The organism is Candidatus Regiella endosymbiont of Tuberolachnus salignus, assembly GCF_964020115.1.
Classification (GTDB): Bacteria; Pseudomonadota; Gammaproteobacteria; order Enterobacterales; family Enterobacteriaceae; genus Regiella; species Regiella insecticola.
In genome coordinates this window covers 1,246,645-1,262,930 of sequence record NZ_OZ026542.1, presented here as the reverse complement: position 1 = coordinate 1,262,930, position 16,286 = coordinate 1,246,645, and the positions used below count along the sequence as shown (strand labels likewise).

The following is a 16,286-nucleotide window of genomic DNA, read 5'->3' as shown; positions in this document are numbered from 1 at the left end:
CTCTTCTATTGAGGAGAGGGCGTGAAGAGGTGAAGAACCGCCGATGAAGACGATAGCACTGGAATTAAACACTTTCCCCCTAACCGCGCTGATGGACAATAGCCTAATTAGCAGCCATTACCCATGCTTTTGCTGATAAAACGCTGAATACCCTTACCACCAAAGAGATTGCTGAATTTATAAACAGTTACAGCAATCAAGGTAAAACCACCACCGCCAAATTAATCCGCAGTTTGTTGATCGATATGTTTAACGAAGCCATTGCAGAAGGGCATTTGGCGACCAATCCGGCTACAGCGACAAAAAGCCCTCGTGTACAGGTACAGCGTGAACGCTTATCACTGGAAGATTTTCTGGTAATTAGAGGGGTGGCAAACAAACAGCAGCCATGGGTAGCGCTGAGTATGGATTTAGCCTTGCTCACAGGTCAAAGAGTGGGAGATATCCAACAGATGCGGTGGCACGATATTTATGATGGTAAATGGTGGGTAAAGCAACAGAAAACAGGGATGAAATTGGCGATACCCTTAACCTTGAATCTGGAAGCGATTGGTAAGAGCCTTGAAGGTGTTTTCAATGATTGTCGGCAACAAATAAAGAGTGAAAATTATGTCTTTGCGGGAAGGCATAAAACCTGCTTCAGTCAGCGCTCTCTCTCGATAGATTTTACAAATTCAAGAAAAAAATCAGGCTTGACATGGCAAGGTACAGCGCCCTCATTTCACGAAATCAGAAGTTTATCCGCAAGGCTACATAGTGAAGCTAGAGGTAAGGATTTTGCACAAAAATTGCTGGGACATAAATCTTCTGCCATGACAGATAAATACCGTGATAGCAGAGGGAGTGAGTGGGACGAAATCTGATATCAATTCATGATTTTTAGCTTATCAAGTAAGATGTTAGGATACGAAATACTTTGCTCGGCATTTTGACCTAATTTCGATTGATTATGATTTTTTTATTTTAATTTATTGATTTTTATTGTAAATAAAATACAGTAGCTATCACGGCAGCAGTTTCTAAAAATATACCGATGTAAGCACTTATTCACATTTTGTGCACATCAGAGATTTCAAATGGCGATTAGGTTTTTTGTAAAAAATCCACTGATAACTACATGGTGTGGCTCAACAAAGGCAAAATGAATAAAGCATAAACAAACGAATCATTTTTACTTAAAAATCACTAGACAGACTAACATTAAAACCGTAGTATTCTCCCCCGCAACGGCGCTAGGCGCCCGTAGCTCAGCTGGATAGAGCGCTGCCCTCCGAAGGCAGAGGTCTCAGGTTCAAATCCTGTCGGGCGCACCACTGGTTTCTGAGCGTGAGAAGCGGCGGGGATAAAATTGTAGAAAATAGAAAACCGTTATGGTGGCTATAGCTCAGTTGGTAGAGCCCTGGATTGTGATTCCAGTTGTCGTGGGTTCGAGCCCCATTAGCCACCCCAAATTTTAAGAGTCTTTTCAAAATTTTATTAAATAGTGTTAGATTGGTGCAAAAACAAGCCAAAATAGCAAATTGCAAGAGTAAATGGTTACATAAAAAATTTTGAATAGACTTTAAGTAAGCGATGGTGGCGGAATTGGTAGACGCGCTAGCTTCAGGTGTTAGTGTCTTTACAGACGTGAGGGTTCGATTCCCTCCCTTCGCACCAAAAATAATTATCGGCGAGTAGCGCAGCTTGGTAGCGCAACTGGTTTGGGACCAGTGGGTCGGAGGTTCGAATCCTCTCTCGCCGACCAATCATCATATCGGCCATTATTAGGAACCGGCTGTAATGCCACAAAAATCCGCATTCTAACTAAGTTTGTGGGTTTTTTGTTGCCTGTTATATTCTAGTGTGGCAGGGTTATACTCTGTTTTTTAGGGACTAAATTTGGGACTCTATTTTTTAGTGCCCAAAATAAGTAGTCCCATAGTGTACTGACCCCATAGTCCTATTAATGGTGATTATATGGCGATACAAGTAAAGTCCCTACCCAATACTGGCTGACGACCCCAGCTCACCACATTCTCCTGGCGCTCAATAAATGACAACGACGCTGACTCAATGAGCTGTTTTTTTGGCACACCCGCGGCGAAGGTAAAATCAAACTCCTCCAGCGTCTCAGGCCGAGAAATCTGGCCATTCCTCATGGTATGTCTAGGCGCATCGAGTCTCCCACCCTGGCCGCCAGCGGCAACTTCAAAGACGAAGGGGATATGACCCTGCGCTGACCAAAGCACTGAAAAATTTGGATGGCGTTAGCCTGTTATCTTGCTGAGATGAAACGGCGTCTAAAAGGGGAGGGGTAAAACCAGACATTGCCTGAGCTATCTTATCTGTTGTATCACCCTGTGTTGGCTGAGGTGAAAACAGACATTTTTCCAGACCTCTCGATGTCATGATCAAGGTCGTGGTTTTTGCATCCACGGTAAAATCAGCCTTGACGCCAGAAGACAGTATTTTTAAACGTTCTTCTGCCTGTGCATGATATATCTCCAGTTTATCGCCCTCAGAAAACAAAATCCGGGTACGTAACATGCCGGTATCACTGCCTTTGATCTCTTTTTTAAAAACCACCCGGCCTTTTTTATTGATCACTTTAATGCTGTCAACGCTACTTTAGATTGACCACTTTTTGCTACTTTAAAATGTCCAGTTTTTGCTAATTTTCCTGTTGGGTTTCTATTCCAGGCGCCTGGATAATATCAGTCGTTTTTATAGGCAACATGCCTGCTTTGCGTTTATTTTTGAGTCGGTAGCTTTCTCCTTTAATATTCAATGTGGTTGAATGATGTAAAAGCCTGTCTAAAATCGCAGTTGCTAAAATGTGATCACCGAATACGTCCCCCCAATCAGTAAAACTTTTATTTGATGTGAGAATGATGCTCGCCTTTTCATAACGACGGCTCAATAACCTGAAAAATAGGCTAGCTTCTTCGCGATTCATCGGTAAATACCCGATTTCATCCAGTATTAATACCCTGGCATAGCACAGTTGCTGAAGTTGGCGTTCCAGACGGTTTTCTTGCTTTGCCTTCATTAAGGTACAGCAGAGTCTATCCAGAGGCATAAACAATACCCGATGCCCAGCTGTAGCTGCCTTGACAGCCAGCGCTATCGCCAAATGCGTTTTCCCTACCCCAGGTGGGCCTAACAAAATGACGTTTTCATGATGTTCGACAAACCTCAGCCCCGCCAGCTCGCGGATAATTTTCCTGTCTATACTTGGTTGGAAAGTAAAGTCAAATTGCTCCAAGGTTTTTATCCACGGCAAACGTGCTTGTTTTAACCGCGATTCCAAGCCTTTTTGGTGACGCCCGTTCCATTCCTGGGCTAATGCCTGCTGGAGAAATTCACGGTAGTTCAGTGCTTTCTTGGTGGCTTCTTCACATAAACTCTCCAACGCATCGCCCAGGTAATCCATTTTTAACCGTATCAACAAGTTTTCCATTTCCATCAGAGTAGCTCCTCATACACACTGAGCGAACGAGACGCTACTCGATTGACCTGTTGCCAAAGGGCTTGATGATGTTCTGGCACCTTTTGCCAGCCCTGCGTTACCTCCTGCAAGAGATGCGTCGCGAGCAGTTGCTCATCGCCGTAAATACGTAGCGTATTATCTAAACCGATACGAATATTAACCGCACGACCACACCAGAATGAAGGCACGCTATAGCGATTACCTCTGACATCGATATAGCTGTCCCATGCCACTTGTCGTAGGTCGAAGTAGCTGGTATCGAAATCAGTCGCAGGGAGTGGCATCAAGGCTATTTTTTCCTCAGCAAAACGATTTTCCGGTGTCTGCTTGAATTGACGAAGATGACGCTGGTCTGCCACTTTCGCCAGCCACATCGCTAGCAGTTGATTAACATGAGCGAAACTCTCAAACTGACGGTAGCGAGTGAAAAAATTGTGTTTAACATAGCCCACCATCCGTTCGGTTTTGCCTTTCGTTTGCGGTCGATAAGGCTTACAGGCGCGAGGGCTAAACCCATAGTGATTAGCCAGTTGCAGGAAGCCCGCATTGAACTCGATGTGGCCATTTTGTCCATGTTTGATAACAGCGGCTTTTTGGTTATCTACCAAGACATTTTTTACGCTGCCACCGAAGTAATTGAAGCTGCGAACCAGCGATTCATACGTGTGCTCAGCATCTTGCTTAGGGGCAGCAAAGACATGAAAGCGACGCGAAAAACCGAGCGTATTAACGGCAAAATTAACCGTACAGGCAGAGCCTGCCACCTCAACGATGATTTCTCCCCAATCGTGTTGAAGTTGATAACCGGGGAGGGTTTCAAAGCGTACCGTGTTTTTCGAGGCCCTGAGCGGACGTTTGGGATGTATATAACGTCGGAGCATCGCACTCCCACCCCGGTAGCCTTTTTCACGGATTTCCTCAAAAATAACCGCCGCATTCCAAACCTGTTCACTCAACCTTGAATCGATGTAGTCTTTAAAGGGCTCGAGTTTAGCAACCTGTTTTTTACCGCGTTTTGCTGTTGGCGGCGCAGGATAGCTAATGTGCCGTCTCACCGTTTTTTCTGAACACCCTATCTGATGGGCAATATCAACAATAAATGCCCCCTGTTGATGGCGTTGTTTTATCATGTAGTGGTCCTCTCTTCTTAGCATGCTTATTTCCCTCATGGCTTTGTCACCACAAAGGAAACTGCATTCTGGCTTGAGTGGACAAATTAAATTAGCAATTTACGGTCTTTTATCATTAGCGCTGACAATGCTTGCGTAAACGGAGTCCTGAGCATCCTCATCAGCCGGGGGTCTACTGATATCAATCTCCAGCTGTCCGGCGACGCTATCCACAGAAAGAGAAGCAAATGCATAATTATTTCTGTCCAGCAGGGTCATCTGATGAGCCGGTATTAGCCTTTTCAGCCCGGTTTTTGTCATGATGAAACGGTTTGTTTTGGCATCGGGCACTGGCTCACCCTGAATGTTCGGGTTTGAAAATAGACTAGTTTCTGCCTCAGCATGATAAATTTCCAGTTGATAGCCCTCAGTAAATGGGATTTCTTCACGTGAAGACGGCATACCTGTGCCTTTTATTTCTTTTTCAAAAATAACCTTGCCTGTATGATTTCTGATCCTGATCTCCGCATAGGTTTTATCCCTGAAATAACCATCTGCCTGTGCTCCTTTTTTGAATACGTCAACACGTAGCATACTGTGTGTTTTATCAACAGAAACGAAAGCACACCAGCGATCACCCGCACGCAGGAGGAATTTTTTCCAGTAGTTTTTTGGCTGCATGTCTTTTTTTATCCTTAGCCACATCTGCGCTCTGGCCTGTTCCCCTGCTTTTATTCGTTCCTCTGATTGCGGATGACTGTCACGCCCATGCAGGGTCCATAAAGCAAAAAAATCAGCAACCTGTAATCCCGTCGAACGCCAGCTATACGACATTATCGTGCCAGGCTCTTCCAAGTTAAAGCTGTGATCCAGCCCAAGCGCATGCCCGATTTCATGAACAAGAGTAGCTTTAAAACGCTCTGGATTTCGGCGTGCCTTCAGCTTGGTATTCACCCAGATTTCGTCGCGTTTAGAAGGGACAGTGGTGGTGGAATCAACAAGGCTACTCGTTGGAGCATTGAAATTAACAAAACCGACAAGGCTATCTTTTGGAGAATGAAAATTACCAAAGACCAGATCAGTGGTTTCATCACCCTCAGCCAGGCGGAACTCCAGACCGGTTTTCTCTGCAATTTCATCAAGAACAGACTGGGTTATCTCTCGTTGTAGTGCGGTAAAGGTGGTCAAACCCGATACCGACGGCTTTTTGTTTTGCCGTATGACAACATCATGATAACGGGGTGTGAGATAGCGAAAGGTCAGTTCTTTTTCTTTATCCACTGGTTTATCTGGCTGTAATCCAGAGATGATTTGTGCTTCTATCAGGTAATGTATGAGTTGTGTTGCTAGCTCTTCATCAACAACAGACTGCGGTATTGCCTGTTTTTGCTCTGTAGACGTTGTTAAACCTACATCGTATATCCTGTTATTCATTGAATGAATTCTATCCATGATGATGACACTCCTTTTATGACACAGCTCCTGCTATGTGACCTATTTTTATTACGTGACGGCACATATTTCACAGACCTTGCCAAATTTACAGAAGATTTACCTATAGCAGGTACCATATAATTTAAATAATATTTATTAATAAATATTATTTTATATCAATATATTATTGTGGGTTTTTATAATCAATTTAGCCTCTCTCCAAAAAAAATTTAATTCAGTTTTTAATTTGTATGTTACGAAGAGAGTGATGATTTTAATGTAGCTAATTTAAGCCTGGTTGATTAGTGGTAATGATTTAGAGAATAAACCTTATATACTCTTCGCCTTTGAAGCCGCCGCGTTGTTGGCTGCGAGTCCTTGCCCTCATGGTATGTCTACGCTCATCGGTCTCACACTCTGGCAGCCGAAGGCAACTTCAAAGGCGAAGGGTATATTTGTGTTGCCTAATAAAAAAGAATTTTATTAGGCAAACAACGGCAATATTAACGTACAATGGCTCGAATAACAGTCAGAATAAACATATCAATATTAAAAATTTTATAAGGACTACCTTTTTATCATTTGAGCTGATTATCTGTTTTAAGATTTTCAAACATATAAACTGCTAATAATTTATCCGAATTTTTCTCAAATACAAATTCATCCATATAGTCACCTTCATGTTTTTTACCATCACCGTCTTTCAAGGTAAGGGCTAAATAAAATCTGGCGGCAACACGATCAGGATCCTCTGTGTTAATGAAATATTGCTTAAGTTCAGTACTAGCAGAACGAACCTTTGGTAAAAAACCCTCAAAGAATTCTTGAGCGTTGAACTTACCTTTACTTGTTGAGAAGACGACAGACTCTTTAGTAAAAAGACTATTGATTTCCTGATACTTTGCTGCTCCCAAATCATTAACGTATTTTTTAACGACTTGTTGACGTTGTTGAGCAAGTTCCTCAGACGTCGTTGCAAATGCAGTATTGGTGAGAGCGAAAAGTACGATGGCAAGGTAAGACATTTTTTTTAATTTCATAATGGGTTCCATATGAGTAATTGGTTCTTAATTTGTATAATAATTTACCACTGGATTAACATAGCCACGAAGTATAATAATGATTACATCTGTTCTGTAAATAAAGTATTGATGTCACAACTGTTTTTTTTCTTTTAGCTGAGTTCCATTTATGTTCAACGGAATTTAAGACCAGCCAACAATCGCTTCTTTCAGTAGATACTCATTTCTCGGCTTATCCTATAAATATAAACGAGGGGATTATAAATTTAGAAAACGCAGGTAAAGATGGGGTTGCTAAGGGAATCGGTATCCAATTGATCGTTAACGATAAGCCTGCATCCTTAAAGCAACCGATATCACTGGGTGAATTTAATAAGAACATTGAAACAATAGAGATGGTTGCTCAGTATATCAAGCTAGGCAATGGTGTCGTTAGCTCAAGCATCGCTAACGCAATGGCTACCCTCCAGTAAAAATATCAATAGGCTCTTAGTCTTACGACTCAAGCCAGCGCTCATCTCTCCACAGGCTGATACGGTGGAATTCACCGCCTAAATCTTCGGTAAAAACTGAAAAGTTATTTAAAAACTGATTAAAAGCTGATTAAAAACTGATTAGAAACTGAATATTATTTACAATGGTTCAAAATAAAACGCCAGTTTTTAAATATATTTTTATTATCTACAGGGAAGTAAATATAATGATGAGTGATGAAATACAATCTTGGCAACAACCCGATTCAAATAAAATAAGAGAATTAATTCAGGATAATAGAGAATATCGACAACACCATGACCATCATCATGATCAAAATTATGTCTTCCAACTTGAAGACGATATGGTAATAAGAAAGTCGGCAGAAAGAAAATTTGCCCGGCATCCTCATAACAGCATCCTGATTCAAACAACAGGGGATGGCAGTATTAATAATGCACGATTTTGGCAATGGAAGAATAATAATCCCCCGGGGGAACTTGAAGAAATAACGGACTTATCAGAAAAAGAAATTTTATTATCTAAAATGGGCAAGAAAAAACGAATTCTTTTACATGGGCATGGTGGTCAAGTACAAAAAAAAGACGGAACAGGTTATAAAAAGGTAATAGCAAATTTGGGTGCAGAAGAGGTGGAGCGGCGGCTACAACCCTTTATCCAGAAAATCAGTGAAACGGGCAATTTGCAGCAAGTCAGGCTGGTATTATTAGGATGCGAACTGGTTTGGCCAGGGGAACGCCCAACGGATGATAATAGTTTTTTAGCGAACCTGATGCGACCTTTACAAGATCTGGCAAAAAGAGGGATTCAGGTTGAAGGAAAAGCAAGTTTACATATACAGGCCAGTAGTCACTTAAATCTTAAAACTTTGATCCTAATAGAGGGCTTTTTTTATGGTCATGTAATCACTAGCGCACTGAATAAAGAAGAAGCTCTGGCTGATGGATTTACCTCAAAGGTCAACTTTAAATATGAAAGAAATACAGAGGGCGTGGTAACGCTAAAAAATGTAACAGAATATAATGATAAATTCTCTACAGATGAAATAAAATGGTTGCAATTAAGGAATCAATTAGAGCAACCGGAAGGTATATCCTTTACGACATTGTTTGAAAATATTTTGCAACCAGATAAGAGAGAAAAACGATTTAACAAAAAAATGAAAAATATCTTTTTTCAATTGATTGAAAATACAGATTTAGACAACTTACCTTTAGAAATTAGCGGATTAAAACTTCAATTACAAGAATTAAAAGCAGAGATTAAGTCGACTGGTAGCAAAAAATCTGTATTTGAATTTATAGGCGATGGAGAAATTCTGTTAGGTTTAAAAAAATACCAATTAAGGGATTATATAACTTATCTTGTTCAGGTTGCGATAAGAACAGAAAGAAAAATATTTATACAAGATAGTTCTTTTCAAGCAGTAACGCCGAATGAAATTCGTCATTTTCAAGAAAAAATATTGATGATAAACATTTTAAAAGATGAAGAGGAGTTTATCGCTTTTCAAAAAGAATTTAATCGATTAGATGCTGAAAGATTTGGATCATTAGAATCACTCATAAATGGAATAGAAGAAATAAAAGAGAAAGGTATCAAAGAAGTCAAATTAAACATTAATTCCGCAAAACAGATTTCTATTTTATACCAACTTGAAGGTGAAGATACTCGACACGAGATGATATTAACGGAGGAGGAAGAAATTAAAGTTATTAAGGAATTTAAACAAAAATTTAATAATAACAGTGAATTTAGAAAAGAATTCCTGCGTGCCATCAAACCGGGTAGCCGGCAAGATAAACCACAGCTGTTAATCATGTTTTATAAAAAACATGATATCAGGTTGTCATTATCTACTTATATTAATTTACTTTATGAGCAAAAGCGCAGGCATGTTGAGCTTGATCCTAATAAAAAAATGATTTTACCCGAGCTATCAGAAAGCGTGTTTCATTTTAATCAGGTTGGAGAAAGGATTAATGTTTATTTCAAGATTATTATCGAAAATAGTGATGGTACGCGAAAAGAAGAATATGTCTCTCTCTCACCAGAAGAAAAGGAAAGATTTTTTTCCAGGTTAAATGATAAATATAGTGAGTTTGTAGGACAGCTTTCTACTGAAAAAAGTAGAAAAATAATCAACAGACTATATTTGGCAGCAGAAATAAAAAACAACATAAGCAATGTGTTCTATGAAGCATTATTTTATGATGATCGTATTGATGACAGTGAGAAATTGGCTATTAAAAAATGGCAAGAAAAAAAACCACATCAACGGGTTATAATCTCACGTACAGAAAAAGAGGGTAGTACCGTATTTATTGTCGACGATTATTTTAGTTCCCCTGATGAATGTGTCTCTATTGCTGAGCTAAAAGAGGTATTGGAGGGAAGTATAGGGGAAGAAGAAATAAGGTTAAATTTTTTAAGGATAGAAGAGGCAAAAATACAAGAGCTGGTTAAAAATGGACTACCAGAAGATAAATTAAGTCGTGTTACTGTGAATACGATTGAAATAAATGCTGATAGTGAATGTGTTATTCAAGCGCAAATGAAGCCTCGTTTAGATCAGCATGTTGTACTGCACCTGGATCCACTCGAAGTACCACCGGAAGTAAGAAAACGCTCTCGTATCGATATTCAATCGGACGAAAGATTAGCCAAAAAAACAAAACCAACATTGGAGACATCCGCTACGCCGAGTGAACAATCGTCAGCATCTTCAAGCGATCCCATTCGTCTGAATAGATTAGGTGATAATGCTCCGCCTATCCCGCCAAAACCCCTTCTGTCCCCCCCGATACCGGGAATGCAAGCCTTACATTCCCACCGGGAATTGGAACAACAACCTGCTCCATTAAAACAGGTTTTTAAACTGATGATGCCAATTGATAATGGCTACCTTATCGTGAATATCACGGCTAATGGTGAATCCATTTCTGGCAGCGAACAAATACCCAATGGCAAATATTTTTTCGTTAATCGTATTGATGAGCCAGAAGTCATTCGGGTGGCTAAAATAGGGGAAAGCGTTGCAGGTCATACCTCATTGACGCAACTTGAAGGAGAGACTGAATACAATCCTTTGGCTGTTTATTATGCAGGAGAGTTAATTTTTGAGCACGGCAAGTTAAAAAAATGGACAAATGGTAGTGGACACTATAAGCCCCCGGCAGATCTTCACGCAACGAACATGCTGAGATCGGTACAAAATATGCTCCCTACACATAAATTTGAAGTAGGATTTGCAAGATATCTACCAATGGATGGTGGTACTCATCAACAAGCTGATGCTCTTCAGGAGAGTGATTTAGCGCCGGCAAAAAATGGTCAGCTGAATACCTGGCAGCCACCGCCAAAAATGGTTCCTCGTACAGACGGGGGTGCGAGTCAGTATGATGTACAAATCATTATCCAACTGGAAGACAATCCTATTGTGGCCAAAGCCGCAGTAGATTTAGCGGCCAAGCATCCTCATTCTTTGTTGTTTCAGCTAGATTCGGAGGGTAACAATCGTTTGATTTACGGCAATCTGGAACAATTAAGGAATAAAAAAAACGTACGGATGCAAATGGTAGGGCACGGACGAGGTGGTAGAACATCTTCCAATAATATGACCCTGGCGGGTCAAAATCCGGCTCTGTTAGCCAATAATATAAACCACTTTTTGACTCAACAGGATATTAGACCTACCCGTATTGTTCTGGCAGCTTGTTCATTAGTTGATCGAAATAAACAAGATAATTTTGCAGAACGATTCATTCAGTTACTGGAACGTTCTAATATTTCGGTAACAGCATACAGTGAAGATCTTGGCGTCGCTGAGACCGGTCACAAGTTTCTTCTTGATGATGAAGGCTATATTGTCGATAGGGCACAGAGAGGAAAAATCCTGTACCAGCGTGATCAACATGGCAACGTAACCGCAGAGATCAGGGCTGATCTTCCCGTCAGGCTCCGCTGGATTGCACAGCAGCTGGATCGACTCAGTACAAGTCAACCTGTGACATCCCTGGATAGTGCCACTGCTGTGGTGCTCAAAGACGCCTTCCAGAGACCAGATAAGCAACTGGATGTTGAAAAATTGGTGCTAACGCTGCGTGATGAAGCGCGTTTGCAGGAATGGCATAAGAATAATGAGCAGTTGTTACACCACCTTGAACGGCATGACGCCCCGACAGCATTACAAAGAGAGGATGTTTTAGCACAGCATCAACATTGGCATCGTCGCCAGCAACAGAACGCTTACGACTTTTATCAGCTAGGTGCAGAGGAAAATGAGGCACGAATAAAGGTTAAAACACGTTTAGTGTTACCAGGGTGCTGTGCCAGAGGACAGGGAGTCAATACACAGCGGGATGCCACGGTATTGGGTCTGGCTTGGCTTAATGCCAAAAATTCATCGCTAGTCGGTGATGCTGACCCCTTTATTGATGGGTTGAATGCGTATACGGAAAGTCGTGAAAAAAAAGTCAGTCGCCTGGTGCCAGGCAGTGAAGCGGAGGCAGCCGACGGGCTACACCGCCAGTTTGAGCAGTTAAAAGCCGATCCCGCCATCAGGGTCAACAATAAAGCTATCTTTACGCTGCTCAACCTCAAACAAACACAGCATTTTTTTAATACGGCGTCAGTGTCAGGCAATTACCTGTTAAAGGGTCAGTATCATTCCGTGATGTTGACTATTCGACAACAGGGATCGCGCTACCGCTGTTCGCTTTATGATCCCTATGTCGGCGTTGTCGATTTCAGCACGAAAACGCCTGCCACCCGTTGTACCACGTTACAAACTTTGCTGAATAACTATTTACAATCAAAGCAAAGTTCCGGCCAGACCCGCGCCCAAGAGTACGGTATCAGGCAAGACGCCGGGGGCTATCGGTTTGACATCTATCGGGTGGATCCTCATCAAGCCAGTACCCTTCTCCCCTCACTGACGCTGTGGCAAAAATCACTGGGTGATTTTGCTACCAAGCAGCAGCACTCACTGCCTGTTACACTTGCCGGCGTCACCCTGAACCTGAAAACGCTGCTTGATATGGGCGCGACCGTTAATGATATCAGCCTGTTACCTAAGCACCTTCAGGAAAATAATCTGCTGGCAAAACTCCGTTTTCAGCCTGAACACTTACATCATTTTCTATCGAACCTGGATGCCAGCCAGCCGTTTGCGCAGCAGGCTGTCTTCTTGTTAAGAAAAAGAATCGAACTCACCGAAAACCGCTTATTGACCTTTGAGCCATTACGCGATCAAAAAGAGTATAGGTCTTCACAAAACGCCTTGAAGTTACTCAAAATCGTACGGAAGCATGTCAGGCTTAAGGGGTGTCAGCGCTAATGATAAAAGACCGTAAATTGCTAATTTAATTTGTCCACTCAAGCCAGAATGCAGTTTCCTTTGTGGTGACAAAGCCATGAGGGAAATAAGCATGCTAAGAAGAGAGGACCACTACATGATAAAACAACGCCATCAACAGGGGGCATTTATTGTTGATATTGCCCATCAGATAGGGTGTTCAGAAAAAACGGTGAGACGGCACATTAGCTATCCTGCGCCGCCAACAGCAAAACGCGGTAAAAAACAGGTTGCTAAACTCGAGCCCTTTAAAGACTACATCGATTCAAGGTTGAGTGAACAGGTTTGGAATGCGGCGGTTATTTTTGAGGAAATCCGTGAAAAAGGCTACCGGGGTGGGAGTGCGATGCTCCGACGTTATATACATCCCAAACGTCCGCTCAGGGCCTCGAAAAACACGGTACGCTTTGAAACCCTCCCCGGTTATCAACTTCAACACGATTGGGGAGAAATCATCGTTGAGGTGGCAGGCTCTGCCTGTACGGTTAATTTTGCCGTTAATACGCTCGGTTTTTCGCGTCGCTTTCATGTCTTTGCTGCCCCTAAGCAAGATGCTGAGCACACGTATGAATCGCTGGTTCGCAGCTTCAATTACTTCGGTGGCAGCGTAAAAAATGTCTTGGTAGATAACCAAAAAGCCGCTGTTATCAAACATGGACAAAATGGCCACATCGAGTTCAATGCGGGCTTCCTGCAACTGGCTAATCACTATGGGTTTAGCCCTCGCGCCTGTAAGCCTTATCGACCGCAAACGAAAGGCAAAACCGAACGGATGGTGGGCTATGTTAAACACAATTTTTTCACTCGCTACCGTCAGTTTGAGAGTTTCGCTCATGTTAATCAACTGCTAGCGATGTGGCTGGCGAAAGTGGCAGACCAGCGTCATCTTCGTCAATTCAAGCAGACACCGGAAAATCGTTTTGCTGAGGAAAAAATAGCCTTGATGCCACTCCCTGCGACTGATTTCGATACCAGCTACTTCGACCTACGACAAGTGGCATGGGACAGCTATATCGATGTCAGAGGTAATCGCTATAGCGTGCCTTCATTCTGGTGTGGTCGTGCGGTTAATATTCGTATCGGTTTAGATAATACGCTACGTATTTACGGCGATGAGCAACTGCTCGCGACGCATCTCTTGCAGGAGGTAACGCAGGGCTGGCAAAAGGTGCCAGAACATCATCAAGCCCTTTGGCAACAGGTCAATCGAGTAGCGTCTCGTTCGCTCAGTGTGTATGAGGAGCTACTCTGATGGAAATGGAAAACTTGTTGATACGGTTAAAAATGGATTACCTGGGCGATGCGTTGGAGAGTTTATGTGAAGAAGCCACCAAGAAAGCACTGAACTACCGTGAATTTCTCCAGCAGGCATTAGCCCAGGAATGGAACGGGCGTCACCAAAAAGGCTTGGAATCGCGGTTAAAACAAGCACGTTTGCCGTGGATAAAAACCTTGGAGCAATTTGACTTTACTTTCCAACCAAGTATAGACAGGAAAATTATCCGCGAGCTGGCGGGGCTGAGGTTTGTCGAACATCATGAAAACGTCATTTTGTTAGGCCCACCTGGGGTAGGGAAAACGCATTTGGCGATAGCGCTGGCTGTCAAGGCAGCTACAGCTGGGCATCGGGTATTGTTTATGCCTCTGGATAGACTCTGCTGTACCTTAATGAAGGCAAAGCAAGAAAACCGTCTGGAACGCCAACTTCAGCAACTGTGCTATGCCAGGGTATTAATACTGGATGAAATCGGGTATTTACCGATGAATCGCGAAGAAGCTAGCCTATTTTTCAGGTTATTGAGCCGTCGTTATGAAAAGGCGAGCATCATTCTCACATCAAATAAAAGTTTTACTGATTGGGGGGACGTATTCGGTGATCACATTTTAGCAACTGCGATTTTAGACAGGCTTTTACATCATTCAACCACATTGAATATTAAAGGAGAAAGCTATCGACTCAAAAATAAACGCAAAGCAGGCATGTTGCCTATAAAAACGACTGATATTATCCAGGCGCCTGGAATAGAAACCCAACAGGAAAATTAGCAAAAACTGGACATTTTAAAGTAGCAAAAAGTGGTCAATCTAAAGTAGCGTTGACATGTTTCTTTTGATTCATCCTAATGGCTCAAAATATTGGCGCTTACGTTATCGTTTTGGCGGTAAAGAGAAGATGCTGGCTTTGGGCGTTTACCCTGAAATCACACTTTCTGATGCCAGACATAAACGCGAGCAGGCCAGAAAGTTGGTCGCGGCAGGCATAGATCCCAGTGAACACAAAAAGGCAGTCAAAGTCGAGCAACAAAGTGCAGCGAATAGTTTTGAAACCGTAGCCAGAGCCTGGCATGAAAGTAACAAAAAATGGTCGGCTTCTCATAGCGCCAGAGTCTTAAAAACCTTGGTAGATCATTTATTCCCTTCACTAGGCCATCGTAATATTGCTGATCTCAAAACACGCGATTTATTAACACCGATAAAAGTAGTCGAACATTCAGGCCGATTAGAGGTTGCGGCACGCCTGCAACAACGCACTACCGCCATCATGCGTTACGCTGTTCAGAGTGGCATGATTGATTACAATCCGGCTCAGGATATGGCCGGTGCCATTGCTACCGGTAAATGTGTCCATCGCCCCGCGTTAGATTTTGCACGTATTCCTGAATTATTCGAACGAATAGAAAACTATAAAGGGCGTTTACTTACCCAGTTAGCGGTAAAATTGACATTACTGATTTTTATTCGTTCCAGCGAACTTAGGTTTGCTCGGTACAACGAAGTGGATTTCGAACGTGCACTGTGGACAATACCGGCAGAGAGGGAAGCACTTAAAGGCGTCAAATATTCATCTCGTGGTGCGAAAATGCGCACCCCTCACCTCGTCCCATTAAGTCGACAAGCCATTGCGGTTTTAGAGCAAATAAAAGCGATCAGTGGTGAACATGAACTCATCTTTATTGGTGATCATTATGTACATAAACCTATGAGTGAAAATACGGTCAATAAAGCCCTTAGGATAATGGGTTATGACACAAAAACAGAAGTCTGTGGCCACGGTTTTCGCGCGATGGCGTGCGGGGCGCTCATTGAATCGGCACTGTGGTCAAGGGATGCGGTCGAACGCCAGATGAGCCATCAAGAAAGAAATAATGTCAGAGCTGCCTATATTCATAAAGCGGAGCACCTAGAAGAAAGACGTTTAATGGTGCAATGGTGGGCAGATTATTTGGATGCGAATAGAGACTGCGCCATTACCCCCTATGAATTTGCACGGACTAAAAATGTGATGCAAAGTCGATTTAGCCAATCAGCTTAGGGCTGGGTCAGTAGACGGTGCTAGATAAAATAGGCATTAAAAACAGGTTATGTTTAGGCTTCCCCCCGAAAAACAAACATAATTTTCA

The 16,286-nt window shown here is 42.4% G+C and carries 12 protein-coding genes and 4 tRNA genes; 9 read left to right on the top strand and 7 right to left on the bottom strand.

Translation table 11 applies throughout. The features are described from left to right. The first annotated feature begins 116 nt into the window (after window positions 1-116). From AACL30_RS06600 to AACL30_RS06580, 5 genes are all read left to right on the top strand, one after another. A complete protein-coding gene (locus tag AACL30_RS06600; RefSeq protein WP_422389597.1) occupies window positions 117-863 on the top strand; it encodes a tyrosine-type recombinase/integrase in 747 nt (248 codons plus the stop codon). 373 nt (window positions 864-1,236) lie between these two features. Continuing rightward, window positions 1,237-1,313 (top strand) — tRNA-Arg (locus AACL30_RS06595). Window positions 1,314-1,373: 60 nt separating this feature from the next. Next, window positions 1,374-1,449 (top strand) — tRNA-His (locus AACL30_RS06590). Between the two features lie 120 nt (window positions 1,450-1,569). After that, a tRNA-Leu gene (locus tag AACL30_RS06585) sits at window positions 1,570-1,656 on the top strand. 11 nt (window positions 1,657-1,667) lie between these two features. After that, window positions 1,668-1,744 (top strand) — tRNA-Pro (locus tag AACL30_RS06580). Window positions 1,745-1,952: 208 nt separating this feature from the next. On the opposite strand, the gene AACL30_RS06575 is transcribed toward AACL30_RS06580, so the two are convergent. The 6 genes from AACL30_RS06575 to AACL30_RS06550 all read right to left on the bottom strand — a co-directional run bounded on the left by AACL30_RS06575 (window position 1,953) and on the right by AACL30_RS06550 (window position 7,052). Then, the gene (locus tag AACL30_RS06575) at window positions 1,953-2,138 is read right to left on the bottom strand and encodes an ATP-binding protein (RefSeq protein ID WP_339058082.1); all 186 of its coding nucleotides are present in this window, start codon (window positions 2,136-2,138) and stop codon (window positions 1,953-1,955) included. A 49-nt stretch (window positions 2,139-2,187) separates the two neighbouring features. After that, a complete protein-coding gene (locus AACL30_RS06570; RefSeq protein WP_339058081.1) occupies window positions 2,188-2,586 on the bottom strand; it encodes a putative mucin/carbohydrate-binding domain-containing protein in 399 nt (132 codons plus the stop codon). A gap of 64 nt (window positions 2,587-2,650) precedes the next feature. Then, window positions 2,651-3,448 (bottom strand): IS21-like element helper ATPase IstB, encoded by a 798-nt coding sequence (gene istB, locus AACL30_RS06565; protein WP_339058365.1) that lies wholly within the window; start codon window positions 3,446-3,448, stop codon window positions 2,651-2,653. After that, window positions 3,445-4,623, bottom strand: a complete 1,179-nt coding sequence (gene istA / locus AACL30_RS06560; protein ID WP_339056344.1) for an IS21 family transposase — start codon at window positions 4,621-4,623, stop codon at window positions 3,445-3,447. Before istA (AACL30_RS06560) ends, istB (AACL30_RS06565) begins: the two co-directional genes overlap by 4 nt. 75 nt (window positions 4,624-4,698) lie before the next feature. Continuing rightward, on the bottom strand, window positions 4,699-6,030 hold the full coding sequence (locus AACL30_RS06555) for a putative mucin/carbohydrate-binding domain-containing protein (protein ID WP_339057986.1): 1,332 nt from the start codon (window positions 6,028-6,030) through the stop codon (window positions 4,699-4,701). Window positions 6,031-6,590: 560 nt separating this feature from the next. Further along, window positions 6,591-7,052 carry a hypothetical protein gene (locus AACL30_RS06550; RefSeq protein WP_339057985.1) on the bottom strand — a complete coding sequence of 154 codons (462 nt, stop codon included), beginning with the start codon at window positions 7,050-7,052 and terminating at the stop codon, window positions 6,591-6,593. Between the two features lie 685 nt (window positions 7,053-7,737). Between AACL30_RS06550 and AACL30_RS06545 the strand changes: the two genes are divergently transcribed. Then, window positions 7,738-12,867 (top strand): C80 family cysteine peptidase, encoded by a 5,130-nt coding sequence (locus AACL30_RS06545; RefSeq protein ID WP_339057984.1) that lies wholly within the window; start codon window positions 7,738-7,740, stop codon window positions 12,865-12,867. Here the strand turns inward: AACL30_RS06545 and AACL30_RS06540 are convergent. Then, window positions 12,817-12,960, bottom strand: a complete 144-nt coding sequence (locus tag AACL30_RS06540; RefSeq protein WP_339057983.1) for a hypothetical protein — start codon at window positions 12,958-12,960, stop codon at window positions 12,817-12,819. The two genes, AACL30_RS06545 and AACL30_RS06540, sit on opposite strands and share 51 nt — an antisense overlap. Between AACL30_RS06540 and istA (AACL30_RS06535) the strand changes: the two genes are divergently transcribed. Genes istA (AACL30_RS06535) through AACL30_RS06525 form a run of 3 tightly spaced genes read left to right on the top strand, consistent with a single transcriptional unit; the run spans window position 12,959 to window position 16,198 of the window. After that, a complete protein-coding gene (istA, locus tag AACL30_RS06535) occupies window positions 12,959-14,137 on the top strand; it encodes an IS21 family transposase (protein ID WP_339056344.1) in 1,179 nt (392 codons plus the stop codon). The two genes, AACL30_RS06540 and istA (AACL30_RS06535), sit on opposite strands and share 2 nt — an antisense overlap. Then, window positions 14,134-14,931 carry an IS21-like element helper ATPase IstB gene (gene istB, locus AACL30_RS06530; RefSeq protein WP_339058365.1) on the top strand — a complete coding sequence of 266 codons (798 nt, stop codon included), beginning with the start codon at window positions 14,134-14,136 and terminating at the stop codon, window positions 14,929-14,931. Before istA (AACL30_RS06535) ends, istB (AACL30_RS06530) begins: the two co-directional genes overlap by 4 nt. Before the next feature lie 55 nt (window positions 14,932-14,986). Further along, complete coding sequence (locus tag AACL30_RS06525; RefSeq protein WP_339057982.1) at window positions 14,987-16,198, top strand: tyrosine-type recombinase/integrase; 1,212 nt, start codon at window positions 14,987-14,989, stop codon at window positions 16,196-16,198. Window positions 16,199-16,286: the final 88 nt, after the last annotated feature.

What these genes read in the sequence shown, in the direction of transcription:
- AACL30_RS06545 (WP_339057984.1), top strand. Translation starts at nt 7,738, where the DNA reads ATGAGTGATGAAATACAATCTTGGCAACAACCCGATTCAAATAAAATA.
- AACL30_RS06525 (WP_339057982.1), top strand. Translation starts at nt 14,987, where the DNA reads ATGTTTCTTTTGATTCATCCTAATGGCTCAAAATATTGGCGCTTACGT.
- AACL30_RS06550 (WP_339057985.1), bottom strand. Translation starts at nt 7,052, where the DNA reads ATGAAATTAAAAAAAATGTCTTACCTTGCCATCGTACTTTTCGCTCTC.
- AACL30_RS06555 (WP_339057986.1), bottom strand. Translation starts at nt 6,030, where the DNA reads ATGGATAGAATTCATTCAATGAATAACAGGATATACGATGTAGGTTTA.
- AACL30_RS06540 (WP_339057983.1), bottom strand. Translation starts at nt 12,960, where the DNA reads ATGCTTATTTCCCTCATGGCTTTGTCACCACAAAGGAAACTGCATTCT.
- istA (WP_339056344.1), bottom strand. Translation starts at nt 4,623, where the DNA reads ATGCTAAGAAGAGAGGACCACTACATGATAAAACAACGCCATCAACAG.
- istA (WP_339056344.1), top strand. Translation starts at nt 12,959, where the DNA reads ATGCTAAGAAGAGAGGACCACTACATGATAAAACAACGCCATCAACAG.
- AACL30_RS06575 (WP_339058082.1), bottom strand. Translation starts at nt 2,138, where the DNA reads ATGAGGAATGGCCAGATTTCTCGGCCTGAGACGCTGGAGGAGTTTGAT.